The organism is Arthrobacter sp. NPDC055138 (assembly GCF_053607305.1).
On the sequence record NZ_JBSGTH010000001.1, the window covers coordinates 226,688 to 241,055 of the forward strand.

A 14,368-nucleotide genomic window follows, 5' to 3' on the forward strand; every position below is an offset into this window, starting at 1 on the left:
CGCTTCTAGCCGGGGCGGATTCGGAACATGGTTCGGATGCCCCCTTGGCGGCGAGCCGCATCGATTCGGCAGCCACGTTCGTGCCGGCATCAGCGGGCTAATCGTCCCGCTGCCCAGAGCGCACGCGAGTCCACGTTTCATTGTCTGCTTGCCAGCGGTCGGGGTGGGATGTGGGTTTGCCAGTACGTGTTTCGTAGCAGTCTGCGGTGGGGGTCGATGTAGGCGGGCGGGGTGAACCACGGGATGCCGTCGAGGACGTTGATTTCCCAGTTGCCTTGCTCGATCAGGTCGTGGTGGAGGCCGCAGAGACAGACTCCGTTGTTGACGTCAGTGCGGCCGCCGGCCCACCAAGGCACGATGTGGTGCGCTTCGGTCCAGAACGCGGGCATGGTGCATCCCGGGAAGGCGCAGCCTTTGTCCCGGATGAGCAGTGCCCGGCGGATCGCGCGGTTGAAGAACCGTTGTGATCGGCCCAGGTCCAGGACTTCGCCTTTGGTGCCGAGGATTGCGGGGATGATGTCGGCGTCGCAGGCCATTCGGCGCGCGGTTTTGGCCGAGATCGGGCCGTTGAACACGGCGTTGCCGCCGCCAGAGAGCAATCCGGCCAGCTGTTCGTAGCCGGTAGTGACCATGACTTGGGTGCGGTGTCCGCCGGAGTCCGGGAGCTTATCGGTGTTCAGGGCGATCCGGCAGGCACCGACCAGGCCGGCCAGCAGCTTTTGCGCCCTGGTGAAGTCATCCATTCCCGCAACGACGGCCGTGTCCACCGCTCCGCGGGGTGACTCTGCTTCCACAGGGTCGCCACCTTCTGCTCGCCGGCGAGGGGACGATGCAGAACCCGTCTCGGTGTGGCTGGCATCTTCCCTTCCAACTGCCGGGATGCCAGATCCGTCATCCCGGGTTCCTGCGTCGCGGGCATCGCTGGGTCCAGCGGGATCGTCGTTGCCACTCAAGCCGATCATGCCGGAGACCGTGGTTCCGTTGCCGTGCGGGCTGTTGGCGGCGGTTTCGATGGCGTCGGATTGGATGCGTGGGTTCGCGGCGCTGTTCATCACAGTCGCGAGGGCTTCGTACTGGTCGTCGGTGGTGTTGATGACGAACTGGTGCAAGCCGCGCCGGCGTCCGCGGTAGAACATGCCCTGCCGGGACCGCAGTTCCTCGTCCGAGGGCTCGGCACCGTCCTGGTCGACAGCTGTCTCCCAGGTCTTCGCGACCATCGCCAGCGTGTCCGTATCGGTCTCGGCGGCCTGCCGGATCAGCGACGCTTCCATCGCCTCCAGTGCCGTGGGATCGGCGGCGTGGCGGGCACGGGCGATTGAATCGGTGACCAGGGCCGCGGCGTTTGAGCTGATTTCGCCGGCGGACATTGCCTCGGCCAGCATCGGCAGCGCCGGAGCGCTCGGTTCACCGTCGAACCGCACCGGCGCGGTCACCACGGCTCCGACCCGCAGCCGTCGCCGCGCTTCAACGATGCCGATCCCCAGCCGGGAGCGCAAATACTCCGCGTTGTTCCGGAACTCGGTCTTACGCCGGCCCTGCTGCTGTTTCGGACCCGCGCCGCCCGACCCCGCTGACTCAAGGCTTTCGACGTTGTCGAGAGCGCCGCCGGCGTTGTTTCCGGGACCGACGATAGAGGCAGCCGGGTCCGCCCACCCTGCCGCACCGGCCGCATCAGGCGCGTCCGCAAAGGCACCGGGCCTGGCCGCGGTTTCCCCGTTCGCGGCGATGTCCGCACGCTCCACCGCCTGGGCTCCTACGGCCTGCAGGAACTCCACAATTTTCGAAACGTCCTCGACGGCAGCCACCGTGTTGGCCAGTTCCCGTCTGCTCAGCGACCCTGATTCGGCGGTGAAGCATGCGGCGACGTCCTGCAGCAGGGCGCGCACTCCGGAGAGAGATTCCTCCATCTCCCCGGTGCGGTCCAACGGTGCAAGCGCCATACCCCAATTTTATTCGCACACACATTCGACCCACCAGCGAATCAGCCCATTGTGTAGGGATAGTGGGACGCCGCAAGCCACAAACGCTCGGTCGCCGCGCTGCGCTCCGGGAGTCAACGTCGGCGCAGGGCGCGGCGCTGACTGAGGGTGTGCCGTCCTCAAGTTGCAGCGATGTCTCAGGGCGTGCGGAGCCCAGCACGTCGCGCAGTGCTCAGGTCGCAGCGCTGGCCTACGCGGCGGTGACGGTGCTCCGTGGCGCCGAGAGCCGGCCGTCGCGCATGGTGGCCACGGCATCGGTGAGCGGAATGAACTCGGTGTCGTGGGTGACCATGACGGTGGCAACGTCGAATTCCCGGGTGATCTGGACCAGCAACCGCACCACGGACTGGGAGCGCTCGTGGTCCAGCGCCGCCGTCGGCTCATCGACCAGCAGTACCCGCGGGCTGCCCATCAGCGCCCGCGCGATGTTGACCCGCTGGCGCTGCCCGCCGGAGAGCTGGTGCGGGCGGCGGTGGGCCGCACCGGACAGCCCAACGATGTCCAGCAGCTCCAAGCCGCGGGAGCGGGCGTCCCGCGGTTTCCCGCCGCGCAGGTGGGCGCCGATCTGGAGTTGTTCCAGTGCGGTCAGCGAGGCCAGCAGGTTGGGCTGCTGGAAGACAATCCCCACCTTCTGCCGGCGCAGTTCGGCCGACTCCTTCAGGCCCAGGGCCGTGGCATCCACGCCGTCCACCAACACGACGCCGGCGGTGGGCCGGATGAGCGTGGCGGCGACCGCCAGCAGGGAGGACTTCCCGGAACCGGACGGACCGGCCAACGACGTCAGGGTGCCGGCGGGAACCTGCAGGTCCACCTGGTCCAGGGCCTTGGTGGTGCCGTCGCCGTCGGGGTAATCAAGCGTGACGTTGAGGAGACTGAGTGCGTGTGTCATGGGGTTGTTCCTTCGGGGAGTGGGGGTCCGGGCCTGAAAGCCGCGGAGGCTGTTGCAGGCAGTTTCGCTACGGAGCGCGTGCAGGCAGTTGCGCTACGGAGCGCCTGAATGAAGGCCGGGAATTGTCAGCTGCCGCCCAGTGCCGTCAACGGGTCCACCCGCGTCACCCGGCGGACCGCCAGCACGGCACCGGCCATGCCGAGGACCACGATTCCGGCGATCGGCAGCAGGGTGCTGGCCGGGGTCAGCAGGAAGGGCGCGGCTTGGGAAGCAAAGACTCCGCCCAGCACTCCGGCGCCGCCGCCGACTGCGGCGCCGGCGGCCAGGACCACCAGTGCCTGCGTCAGCGCGTCGCGGAGCAGGTAGGAGTCGGAGCTGCCCATGGCTTTGAGCACGGCGATGTCCCGCGTCCGCTGAATGGTCCAGACGGTCAGGAAGGCCACGATCACCAAGGCGGAAATGCCGTAGAGAAAGCCCTGCATCAGCATCAGCGATCCGTTTTCGCTCTGGTAGGAGCCCAACGCCTGGAAGGCTCCGGTGACCGAGGTGGTGATGGTGCCGGCTTCCTGGTTGGCGGCCGCAGCGGCCGCCCCGGACGGATCGCCGTCGGAAAGTCGGGCGGCAACCGCGGTGGCGATCGGGCCGTCGGCGGCACCGGCGTCGTTGATGTGGGCCACCTGCTGCCACTTGGCCAGCGAGGTCCACACCACCGGCGTGTGGGAATACCACTGGTCGTCGACGACGTCCGAGACCTCCAGCTCCCGTCCGGCCAGCTGCACTGTGTCGCCCACTACCGCGCCCAGGTCGTCGGCCGCGGTCCGGCTCAGCACCAGGGAGTTGTCGGTCACGGGTGCGGGCGCCAGCGCGCTGCCGGGCTCGACGCCGAAGACCGCCACGTTGGTGCTGCCGGTCGCGCTCAACCGGCTCTGGCTGATGCCGAGCGCCTCCGCACCTTCCACTCCGGGCGCCTGCTGCCAGGCGTGCAACTGCTCGTGGCTGATCTGAGACTCCGTGAACGACGCGGCGGGGTCATTGCCGGCGGCCGAGCCGAAGACGACGGCGTTGGCTTTGCCGTCCGAACCCAGCTGCCGGATGGCGGACACGGACTGGTTTCCCAGCCCGGCGGTCAGCCCGGACAGCATCACCAGCAGCAACGTAATCAGGGCCACTACGGTGCCCATGAGGAGGAAGCGGCCCTTTGCGAACCGGATATCCCGAAGTGCCAGGAACACGATTGGTCCTACTTTCATTGCTTGAGTGCCCCGTTTTCCGGGCTTGTTCCAGCGTCCCGCGCAGGGCGTGCGCGCACATCGAGTGGGTGGTTGATCCGCGGCCGGCGGTCGGTTGAGCTGCCGGTCAACCGATCGGTTGATGCCCGCGGTTTTGAACCTCGGTACGCTGAGGACCATGCCTGCCCAGCCCCGTCCGCAAGACCGAACCGGCGCAGCGCGGAACGGGAACGGCCGCACCGGAACGGCGGAGGCCACCACGGCGGAGGCGACCGCAGCGGAGGCGCTGCGGGAGGAAGCCGCCCCAGCCGGCCAACTGGTACTCCGGATCCTGCGCGTGGGCCTGCACGTTGGCTTTGCCGGCCTGCTCGGCATCGCGATCGTCGCGACGCTGGCCGCCGATCCGGCCAGTCCGGCGAGTTATCTGGCCGCCGCCCTGGGCGTGCTGCTGGCGGGGGTGTACGTGGCCGGCACGGTCTGGGAGAAACGCCGCAGCGCTGCAGGAACCGGCCGGGACCTCGAGCGTTATGCCCCGTGGTGGCTGGCCTTGGTCACGCTGCTGTGGGCCTGCCTGGTGCTGCTGAGCGGGAACTTCGTCTGGCTGGCCTTCCCGCTCTTTTTCCTCCACCTGCACATCCTGCGCACCGCACATGCCGTGGTCGCCGTCGCCGTCCTCACCGGCCTGGTGATCGCCTCCCAGTGGTGGCACGCCGGCAGTCTGGAAGCGGCCATGCTGATTGGACCGATGGTCGGGGCGGTCTTCGCGGTGTTCATGGGCATGGCCTACCGGGCGCTCTATCTGGATGCGCGGAACCAGCGCCTGGCCCTGGCGGAACTGCACCGGACCCGCGCGGAACTGGCCAGGTCCCAGCATGAAGCCGGCGTGCTGGCCGAGCGCGGCCGGCTGGCCAGCGAAATCCACGACACGCTGGCCCAGGGCCTCTCCAGCATTGTGCTGCTGTCCCGCGGTGCCGCCAGCGCGCTGGACGCGGGGCAGCCGGAGACCGCGGCGGAACGGATCCGGCTGGTGCAGTCCACCGCGGCCGACAACCTGGCGGAGGCCCGGCGGTTTGTCCGTGGCCTGTCCTCTCCCCAGCTCGACCCCCAGCAGCTCGACGTCCGTTCCGACGCCCAGCCCGGCCTGCAACCCGGCCCGGAGCTCGACGCGCAGCCCGGCCCGCAGCCCGACACTCGACCCGACGCGCGTCCCGACACTCAACCCGGCGCGCAACCCAACCCGCAACCCAGCCCGCAGCCCGGCGGTATTGCCAGCGCGCTGGTGCCCAGCCTGCAGCGGTTGTGCGCGGCGACGGAAAGCCAGGCCGCCGGGTCCGGCCGCCCGCTGCGCTGCCGCTTTGCGCTGGACGGCGGGCCGGTCCCGCTGCCGTCGGCCTGCGAGGTGCTGCTGCTGCGGGCCTGCCAGGCGAGCTTGGCCAACGTGCTGGAACACGCGGGGGCCAGCACCGCCGTCGTTACTTTGGGTTTTTTGGCGGACGCGGTCACCGTGGATATTTACGACGACGGGGCCGGCTTCGACCCCTCGGCCGCCGGTCCGCGGGAGGACGGCACCGGGTTCGGGCTGCGCTCGCTCGCGGAGCGTGCCGCCGCGCTCGGCGGGACAATGGCGGTTGAATCGGCCCCGGGGGAGGGCACCGTGGTGGCTGTCCGCCTGCCGCTGCCCGTCTCAGGCCGGGAGGAGCGGCCGTGAACGGGATCAGTGTCCTGCTGGTGGATGACCATCCGGTGGTCCGCGCCGGCCTTCGCGCCATGCTGGCGGACTTCGACGGCATCTCGGTTTCCGCCGAGGCGTCGGACGGCGCGGCCGCCCTGCGCGAACTGGACCGGCTGGACGCCCTGCGCGAACCGGTGGATCTGGTCCTGATGGACCTGCAAATGGGAACCGGGATGGACGGCGTGGCCGCCACGGCCCGGATCGCTGGGCGCGCCGCCGAGGGGAAGACGGTGCCGCCGGTGCTGATCCTGACCACCTATGACACCGACGCGGACATCCTGGCGGCGGTGGAGGCCGGCGCCAGCGGCTACATGCTCAAGGACGCCCCGCCGGAGCAGATCCGCGAGGCGGTGCTGGCGGCCGCGGCCGGCCGCACCGCGCTGGCGCCGGAGGTTGCCGCCCGCCTGATGGGTAGGATCCGCAGCCCGCAGCCGGCCCTGAGCGCGCGCGAGGTGGAACTGCTGGAGCTGCTGGCCACCGGGATGGGCAACCGCGCCATTGCCCGGCAGTTGTTCATCTCCGAGGCAACGGTCAAGACCCACCTGGTCCACATCTACGCGAAGCTCGGCGTGGAGAACCGGACGGCCGCGATCGCCGAGGCAGGGAAACGGCGGATCATCCGAACGCCGTGAAGCGGCGGCTGCCGGTCAGTCCCGCCGCCGCCAGGCAGTGATCCGGCCCCCGGCGGTCCGCCCGCCGCGGGTGATCGCCCTTCGCGAACACCCAGGCCGCCTCGCCGCCCGTCCGGCGAGTCGTTCCCAACGAAATCAACGCGTCGTGGGCGCACCGCCGTCGGACGGTCCCGAGCGAAGCCTCGGTACGCCCGGCAAGAATCCACAACTTGGCTATGGTGCTAAGTATGCTGAACAATTTTTCGAAGGCGGCCTTGGCGGTGCTGGTCATGCTGCTGATGTGTTCCTGTGGCCTACAGCTGCCTGCGGATCCGGAAGGAACGCTGGACCGGATCAGCAACGGGACCCTCAGAGTGGGCGTCTCGCACAACCCGCCTTGGACGGCAGTCCACACGGGGCAGGACCCCGCGGGCCGGGAGGCAGACCTGGTACGGCAATTCGCCGCCGGCCGCGGAGCAACGATCGAGTGGACAGCCGCCGGCGAGGAGTCGCTGATGGGGCAACTGGAACGCGGCGAACTTGACCTGGTCATCGGCGGTCTTACGAAGAAGTCGCCGTGGTCGGACAAGGCCGCCCTGACCCAGCCGTACGCCGAGGGCCGGGCCCCCGACGGAGACAAGGAGGAATACGTCATGGCTGCCCGGATGGGCGAAAACGCCTTCCTGCAAGAGCTGGAAAAGTTTCTTCTCGACCGGAAGGAACAGGGATGAACACCAGGTTTGGCCGCACCGAGTTGCCCGACCAACAGGAAAACGCCCTGCGGCGCGCCATCAAACTCCAGTGGATTACCCTCGCCGTCCTGGCCGTCTCGGTCACTCTGGTCTTTCTGGTGATGGGCAATTCGCAGGCGATGAAGGCGGCCTGGATTGAAGACATGCTCTCCTTCGCGCCACCCATTGCGTTCCTGCTGGCAATGAAGATCATCAACAGGCCGCCCACCCAAAAGTTCCCCTATGGCTACCACCGGTCGACCGGGATCGCACACTTAGTCGCAGCGGTGGCTCTGTGCACCATGGGCGCCTTCCTGGTGATCGATTCCGGCATCGGCCTGCTGAAAGGGGAGCACCCGCCGATCGGCTCGGTCCAATTGTTGGGCCACACCATCTGGCTCGGCTGGCTCATGATGGCCGTGATGGCAGTGACAGCCGTGCCGCCGGTACTGCTCGGCCGCGCCAAGGAAAAACTCGCCGAGCAACTGCACGACAAGGTCCTGTATGCCGATGCGGACATGAACAAGGCGGACTGGATGACAGCGGTCGGCTCCATCGTCGGGGTCGCCGGGATCGGGATCGGTTTGTGGTGGGCCGATGCCGCTGCGGCACTGTTCATCGCCGGCGGCATCCTTCGCGACGGATACAAGAACATGCGCGGTTCCGTCACCGACCTGATGGACACCCGGGCCACCACTTACGATGACGCGGAGCCCCATCCGCTGATCGAGCGCATCGAGGATTACCTTCGCCAGTTGGAATGGGTTGAAGAATCCGGCGCCCGCGTCCGGGACCAGGGCCACGTGCTGCACGCTGAAGCTTTCGTCGTTCCCCGCGACGGCCACCTCCCGTCGGTCAAGGTCCTCGAAGACGCCCGGGACGGTTGCATCGACCTGCACTGGATGATCCAGGACATTGTCCTGGTGCCGGTCTCAGAACTGCCCGAGGAAGCGGGCGGAGCGTCGGAGCGCCAGTCCGAGCGAAACCTTTGACCTTGCGGTGGGGTGGGCCCGCTGCACCGTATATCGTGCAAAGGGGCGGCTTCCTTGCTGCCAAGAGCTAACGACGGCGGTGCACGGCTGCCGCGAGGAGGTACAGATGCGTCTGGGAACAGTACGGCGGAACGGCACCACGCAGGCCTTCCGGCAGGACGGCGGGAGCACGGTCTACCTGCCGGCCAAGGACGTGGGCGAGCTGCTGCAGCGCGACGACTGGCGCACCCTCGCCGGCGAACCGGGCGCGGCGCCCCAGCATTCGGAGCTGGAGATGCCGATCCTGCGCCCGGGCAAAATCCTGTGCGCGGGCCTGAACTACTACGCGCATGCCGAAGAAGTGGGGCAGGACGTCCCGAAGTACCCCACCATCTTCACCAAGTACGCCAACGCGCTGGTTGGCCCGGCCGACGATGTGGTGCTGCCGGCCGCCAGCAGCAAGATCGACTGGGAGGCCGAACTGACCGTGGTGATCGGTTCCCGGGTCCGGCAGGCCGACGAGGCCGGCGCCCGCGCGGCGATCGCCGGCTACACGGTGATGAACGACGTCTCTGTACGCGACTGGCAGGGCCGCACCTCGGAGTGGTTCCAGGGCAAGAACTGGGACCGGATGACGCCGGTGGGCCCCGTCGTCGTCACCGCGGATGAGCTGGATCCGGAAGCCGGACTGGCGGTGGAATGCGAACTGGACGGCGTCACCAAGCAGTCGGGCAACACCTCGGACCTGATTTTCTCCTGCGCCAAGCTGGTTTCCTATGTCAGCGAGTTCATGACCCTGGAGCCCGGCGATCTGCTGGCCACCGGGACGCCCGCCGGCGTGGGACTGGCCCGGAAGCCGCGCGAATGGATCCCCGCCGGTGCGGAAATGGTCACCCGGATCGAGGGGATCGGCGAGCTGCGCAACCACTGCGTGCCCGAAGAACATAGCTGAAACGTCGCATTTGCCGGAGCCGCGGCTTAGGATCAAAGCGTGACACAAACCCGGCTGTACGGGCGTGAGGATGAGGTGGCGCAATGGCGCGACCTCGCCACAGCTGTGGAAGCCGGCCACAGCATTGAACTGACGGTCAGCGGTCCGTCCGGAATCGGCAAAACCACGATGCTGGAAACGCTGTGCGCGGATGCCTCCGCGCGCGGCTGGAAGCTGCTGCGCGCCGCCGGCGCCGCCCGCCGGTCACTGCCCGGTTCCATGTTCTGGCAGTGGTTCGCGCCGCTGGCCCAGCAGATGCCGGACCACGGTCCGCCGTTCGACGGGCAGGGCAGGGTGCTGCACTCGTTCCTGACCTCCGCCGGCGGTCCGCTGCACAAGGATGCGCTGACCTATTCCGCGTCCTGGGTTTTGCGCTCGCTGGCTCAGGAGGCCCCGGTGATCGCCTTGGTGGACGACGCGCAGTGGCTGGATGAACTCTCGCTGCAGTCGCTCTCGGACATGGGGGTGCTGCTGACCGGCGCCCCGCTGCTGATCGTGCGCGGGGTGCGCACCGGCCAGGGCGCCGAACGCGGTGACGGAATCCGGACGGACGCTCTGCTGCTGGATGGGCACGACGGCGGCGCCCGGCGCGGTGCGCCTCGCCCCGCCACCACCGGTCCCGGCGCCACCCGCCCCGACGGGCGGGTGCACTGGCCGTTGGAACCGCTGGACCACCGGGCGGTGGCGGAATGGGCTGCCCATCGGATGCCCGCGCTGGATCCCGCGGAGGCGGCACGCATCCATGCGGCGGCGGGAGGAATGCCGTTCTACGTCCAGGAGATCCTGGAGCGCGGCCTGGAAGTTGGTACCGGCAGGGCCAGCGCCGAGGCAGCTGTGTTGGAAGACCGCCTCGGCGGGCTCTCGGCGGAGGAGCGGATGGTGCTGGACGCCGTCGTCGTGCTGGGGGAGGACGCCAGCCAGCAGCTTCTGGCGCGGATGACCGGGCTGCCCACCGACGCCGTCGCCCCGGTACTGAAACGGCTGGCCGCGGCGCGTTTTCTGAGTTCGGTGCGCCCCCGGCCGCGGATCCAGCATGCGCTGGTGGCCGAGGCAGTGCTCGCCTCACTGGAGCCGGAACGCCGGGCCGAGCTGCACGGCCTGGCGGCCGCCACGTTGAGGGCACACGGGAGCGAGGCAGCCGTAGTGGCGGGACATTTGCTGGCCACCTCGCCAGGCGCTGATCCCGCTGCGGCCGAAATCCTGCTTGATGCCGCCGGCGGCGCCCGCCGCTCCGGCTCCTGGGAACTCGCTGTCCGGTTGGTCGGGCGGGCGATGGCCGAAGACCGGCTGCCCGCCGAACTGCAGCGGAGAGTCCTGATTGAAGCCGCGCTGGCCTACCAGGCGGCCGACCGGATCAAAGAAGCCGCGGAGTTCGGGCGCCGGGCACTGGCGATGACCGAGGGAACGCGGGCCCGGGTAGAGCTGTTGATGGATTTTGCCGAGGCCCAGTACGCCATCAACCGGGTGGAGGAAAGTTCGCGCTGCTACAGCCAGGCGCTGGAGGAACTGGGGAAGGACGCCGAACCGGACACCGAGTTGCGGCGCCGCGTCATTGCGCAGGCTACCGGGGCGGGCTTCCAGCAGTTGCAGTTTGCGTCGCAATTCGGCCAGGAATTGGCGGACATCCTGGCCCAGGACCCGGCCGAGGACGGCCCCAGCGACCGCATGCTGCTCATCCAGGAGGCCCTGCGGCTGAGCGTGACCGGAGCGGATGCCAAGCGCAGCGGTGAACTGGCGCTGCGCGGTTATGCCGGCGGAAAGCTCCTCGCGGAGGTCGGCGCGGAATCCAACATCATCAACTATGCAACGGGTGCACTCAACGGCTCGGAACAGGATGCCGCCGCGTTGGAGCTGCTGGATGCGGCAATCGCCGAGGCACGGGCCAATTCGTCGCCGATGGCCAACGCCACGCTGAGCTACTGTCGCGGAGCCATCCACCTCAACCGGGGACGGCTGCGGCTGGCCCAAATGGACCTGGAAACCGCCATGCAGGCGGCGGATGCCGGCTGGCGAACGTACCTGGAAGTGGCCTGCGTGACGCTGGCCGAGATCTACATTGCCCGGGACGATCTGGCCGCCGCCGACGCCCTGTTGAAGAGGGTGCCGCTGGAGGAAGAACGCGTGCCGCTGGTACAGGCCATGGCCCTGCAGCTGTACGGAGTGGTGACCGCCGGGCATGGTGAGCACCAGGAGGCCCTGGAGTTCTTCTCCGCGGCGATGGACCTTGACGCAGGCCTGGGTCCCACGTTGAGTCTGTGGACGCGCAGCACCATCGAATCCGCCGCGCGCGCCGGGCAGACCGAATACGCCGCCGCGGTGGCCGCCGAGCTGCTGCAGGAGGTCCGGTCCTTCGGCGCTCCCCGGCTGATCGGCACGGTACTGCGGCTCGCCGCGCTGGCCCAGCCCGGCCGGACCGCCGTGGTCATGCTGCGGGAGGCCATCGCGCTGCTGGAGGCGCACGAAGGCCGGTACCAGCTGGCGCTTGCCTTGGCGGATCTGGCGGAGACCTGCCTGCAGTCCGCACAGGCCGACGACCTGCAGGTGTTCCGCACCGAGGCGCTGGCCGCCGCGCGGAAGTCCTTGGTGCTGGCCAACCGGATCGGCGCCGCCGCGGTATCGCGCCGCATGACGCGCCTGCTGGCCCAGCAGGACTCCCACCTGCCGCTGATCGCGGAGAACAAGGCGGACCGGCTGACGCCGGCCGAGTACCGGGTCTGCGCGCTGGCGGCTAAAGGACTCACCAACCGCAAGATCGCCGCCGAACTGTTCATCACCATCAAGGCTGTGGAGTGGCACCTGTCCCGCTCCTTCGCGAAGCTGGAAATCAGCTCACGCAAGGCCCTGCCCACCGTGATGGACCCGCAGGACTAAGTACAGCCCAGCCGACAAGTGGCCGGCGGGACGCGCAACCGACAACGCCACCAGACAACCACCAGCTCAAGGAGGGCACATGCGAGTTTCCGTACTGCACGAGGCGGGCCTGCCCCGTCCGTACAGCGAATCCAGGCCGCTGGTCATCGAAGATCTGGACACGCCGATGCCAAGGCGCGGCGAGGTCGGCGTCGACATCACCTATTCCAGCCTCTGCCACTCGGACCTTTCCGTGGTCGACGGCAGCCGGGCGCGCCCCTTGCCGATGGCACTTGGGCATGAAGCCGTTGGCCGCATCGCCAGCCTCGGGGAAGGCGTGGACGACGTGCGGATCGGCGACCATGTGGTGTTGGTTTTCGTTCCCAGTTGCGGGCAGTGCCGCACCTGTCTGGCCGGCCGGCCAGCCCTGTGCGACCGCGCCGCCGAGGCGAACGGCAGCGGCGACCTGCTGCACGGCCAGGCGCTGCTGCGTTCTGCCGACGGCGGCAGGATCAACCACCACCTGGGCGTCTCTGCGTTCTCGGATCACGCGGTGGTCGCGCGGGAGTCGGTGGTGGTGGTCGAGGAGGACATCCCGGACGAGGTGGCGGCCATGTTCGGGTGTGCCGTCCTGACCGGCATGGGCGCGGTGATCAACACGGCGCAGGTAGAAGCCGGGCAGACGGTGGCAGTTTTTGGGCTGGGGGCCGTGGGACTGGCATCGGTCATGGCAGCCAGGATTTCAGGGGCCGCGGATGTCATTGCGATCGATCCAAATACTGCCAAGCATGCCGTGGCATTGGAGGCCGGTGCTACCGCGGCGGGGACGCCGGAAGAAGCCGCCGCGCTGGCAGCAAAGGCGGCTGGCGGCGGGGTCGACATTGCCATCGAAGCCGCCGGCTCCGCCCGCGTGCTGGCCGGCTGCCTGGAAGTCACCAATCGGGGAGGCGCCGTCGTCGCCGTCGGCCTCCCCCACCCCTCGCAGGAACTCAGCGTGCCGGCCCTGCAATTCGCCGGCATGGGCAAGCGCCTCCTCGGCTCCTACATGGGCGACGCGATTCCGAGGCGCGACATTCCCCGCTACCTCGGGTACTGGCGCGAGGGCCGGCTTCCCGTCGAACTGCTGCACACGGACACCTACCCGCTGGACCAGATCAACGAAGGCCTCGAAGCCCTGGCGCAAGGGCAGGTTGTCCGGATGCTCTTCAAGGCCTGAGAGCGGAAGGCAGCCGAACGCCTTCCCTCATTGAGGTGACTGCATAGTCCGCTCCAAGGCGCGGTGGTGGGTGCGCAGTTGGAGCAGCGTAGCGTCGAGCAAAGGTGTTGCGACCCGGAGCTTCCTAGCGCGGGCGGCGAGGCCTCCCAGAATGTGCTCGGCCTCCACCGGGTCACCGTGCTGGAGGTCCCGATAGAGCGACGACGTGAAAGACGAGCCCGCTTCGGTGAGCAGACCAATGCTTTGGGCGTGGCCTGCGGCGCTGACGGCGTGGCCGGCGCTCCGGGCGACCTCTTCCGTCTCGGCGATGGCCCGGAGGATGTGCTCCTCGCCGCCGGCGGCGAGGATATCCCCGATAGTGCCGCGGAAGAGGCAGGTGATGACGCCGGCGGAAGCGATGAATGCCCATTTCTCCCACAGTCGCGTCAGCACGTCATCATCAACGGTGAGCTCGATGCCGGGAACGTCGAGCGCCTGTGGAATCTCTGCCTTCAACGTCGAACCGTCAAGGGTGCCGACCGTCATTGTGCACAGCGGGGTCATCTGCAGGACCGTGCCCACCTCGTCGAGGGTTGCGACGATCTTAACGAGGCCGCCCAGGACCTGGCCGGGGTATGCCGCCTGAAGGGCATCGAGGTGGTCCATGCCGTTGAGCATCGGCAGGATCATCGTCGCCGGTCCAATAGCGGGGGCCGCGGTGTTGAGCACGTCGGCCAGGGCGGGAGCCTTGACGGCAACGATGAGCAGGTCGTAGTGGTCGCCGGGTGCGATCGCCGTGGCTGTCTTCGCCTGCAGAGTGCGGCGGCCGTCTGGCGCATCCAGGGTCAGGCCATCGCGTGCGAGTTGTTCCGCGCGGCGCGGGCGGACGAGGAAAGTCACCTCACGTCCGGCTTCGATGAGGCGGGCGCCGAAGCTGCCGCCGGTCGCTCCGGTTCCGGCAATCAGGATTCTCATGGGGCTCCTTGCGTGATGCGCGCTGACGATGCCGATCAGGGTTCGTGACCATTGTGGCGCACATGCTGCCGTGCCGCTTCCTCGCAAAACCTCGCCCAAGACCTCGCCTGCTGCCGGCGGCGCTCCGGTAAGGACCGCAGCACCCTAGGGTTTTCTAACTAGGGTGGATTGATCTGGAATCCGCGCGGGTCCTCGACCATGATTGAAGGTGTCAG

The 14,368-nt window shown here is 68.5% G+C and carries 11 protein-coding genes; 7 read left to right on the forward strand and 4 right to left on the reverse strand.

The window, feature by feature from the left end; translation table 11 throughout:
• Positions 1–137: 137 nt before the first annotated feature.
• The 3 genes from ACWF5H_RS01105 to ACWF5H_RS01115 all read right to left on the reverse strand — a co-directional run bounded on the left by ACWF5H_RS01105 (position 138) and on the right by ACWF5H_RS01115 (position 4,100).
• The gene (locus ACWF5H_RS01105; RefSeq protein WP_452034270.1) at positions 138–1,940 is read right to left on the reverse strand and encodes a DUF222 domain-containing protein; all 1,803 of its coding nucleotides are present in this window, start codon (positions 1,938–1,940) and stop codon (positions 138–140) included.
• Positions 1,941–2,169: 229 nt separating this feature from the next.
• Positions 2,170–2,868, reverse strand: coding sequence for an ABC transporter ATP-binding protein (locus tag ACWF5H_RS01110; RefSeq protein ID WP_452034272.1), 699 nt, complete (start codon positions 2,866–2,868; stop codon positions 2,170–2,172).
• A gap of 125 nt (positions 2,869–2,993) precedes the next feature.
• The gene (locus tag ACWF5H_RS01115; RefSeq protein WP_452035303.1) at positions 2,994–4,100 is read right to left on the reverse strand and encodes an ABC transporter permease; all 1,107 of its coding nucleotides are present in this window, start codon (positions 4,098–4,100) and stop codon (positions 2,994–2,996) included.
• A 175-nt stretch (positions 4,101–4,275) separates the two neighbouring features.
• Between ACWF5H_RS01115 and ACWF5H_RS01120 the strand changes: the two genes are divergently transcribed.
• The 7 genes from ACWF5H_RS01120 (at position 4,276) to ACWF5H_RS01150 (ending at position 13,199) form a co-directional block, all read left to right on the forward strand.
• Positions 4,276–5,805 (forward strand): histidine kinase, encoded by a 1,530-nt coding sequence (locus tag ACWF5H_RS01120; RefSeq protein ID WP_452034274.1) that lies wholly within the window; start codon positions 4,276–4,278, stop codon positions 5,803–5,805.
• The gene (locus tag ACWF5H_RS01125) at positions 5,802–6,461 is read left to right on the forward strand and encodes a response regulator (protein WP_452034276.1); all 660 of its coding nucleotides are present in this window, start codon (positions 5,802–5,804) and stop codon (positions 6,459–6,461) included. The genes ACWF5H_RS01120 and ACWF5H_RS01125 overlap by 4 nt, the downstream gene beginning before the upstream one ends.
• A 227-nt stretch (positions 6,462–6,688) precedes the next feature.
• Positions 6,689–7,171 (forward strand): transporter substrate-binding domain-containing protein, encoded by a 483-nt coding sequence (locus ACWF5H_RS01130; RefSeq protein WP_452034277.1) that lies wholly within the window; start codon positions 6,689–6,691, stop codon positions 7,169–7,171.
• Positions 7,168–8,163 carry a cation diffusion facilitator family transporter gene (locus tag ACWF5H_RS01135; RefSeq protein WP_452034279.1) on the forward strand — a complete coding sequence of 332 codons (996 nt, stop codon included), beginning with the start codon at positions 7,168–7,170 and terminating at the stop codon, positions 8,161–8,163. Before ACWF5H_RS01130 ends, ACWF5H_RS01135 begins: the two co-directional genes overlap by 4 nt.
• Positions 8,164–8,269: 106 nt before the next feature.
• A complete protein-coding gene (locus ACWF5H_RS01140; protein WP_452034281.1) occupies positions 8,270–9,094 on the forward strand; it encodes a fumarylacetoacetate hydrolase family protein in 825 nt (274 codons plus the stop codon).
• 39 nt (positions 9,095–9,133) lie between these two features.
• Positions 9,134–12,004 (forward strand): AAA family ATPase, encoded by a 2,871-nt coding sequence (locus ACWF5H_RS01145; RefSeq protein ID WP_452034283.1) that lies wholly within the window; start codon positions 9,134–9,136, stop codon positions 12,002–12,004.
• A 79-nt stretch (positions 12,005–12,083) separates the two neighbouring features.
• Positions 12,084–13,199, forward strand: coding sequence for a zinc-binding dehydrogenase (locus tag ACWF5H_RS01150; RefSeq protein WP_452034285.1), 1,116 nt, complete (start codon positions 12,084–12,086; stop codon positions 13,197–13,199).
• A gap of 27 nt (positions 13,200–13,226) precedes the next feature.
• Here the strand turns inward: ACWF5H_RS01150 and ACWF5H_RS01155 are convergent, their stop codons facing one another.
• Positions 13,227–14,153 (reverse strand): ketopantoate reductase family protein, encoded by a 927-nt coding sequence (locus ACWF5H_RS01155; RefSeq protein ID WP_452034287.1) that lies wholly within the window; start codon positions 14,151–14,153, stop codon positions 13,227–13,229.
• Positions 14,154–14,368: the final 215 nt, after the last annotated feature.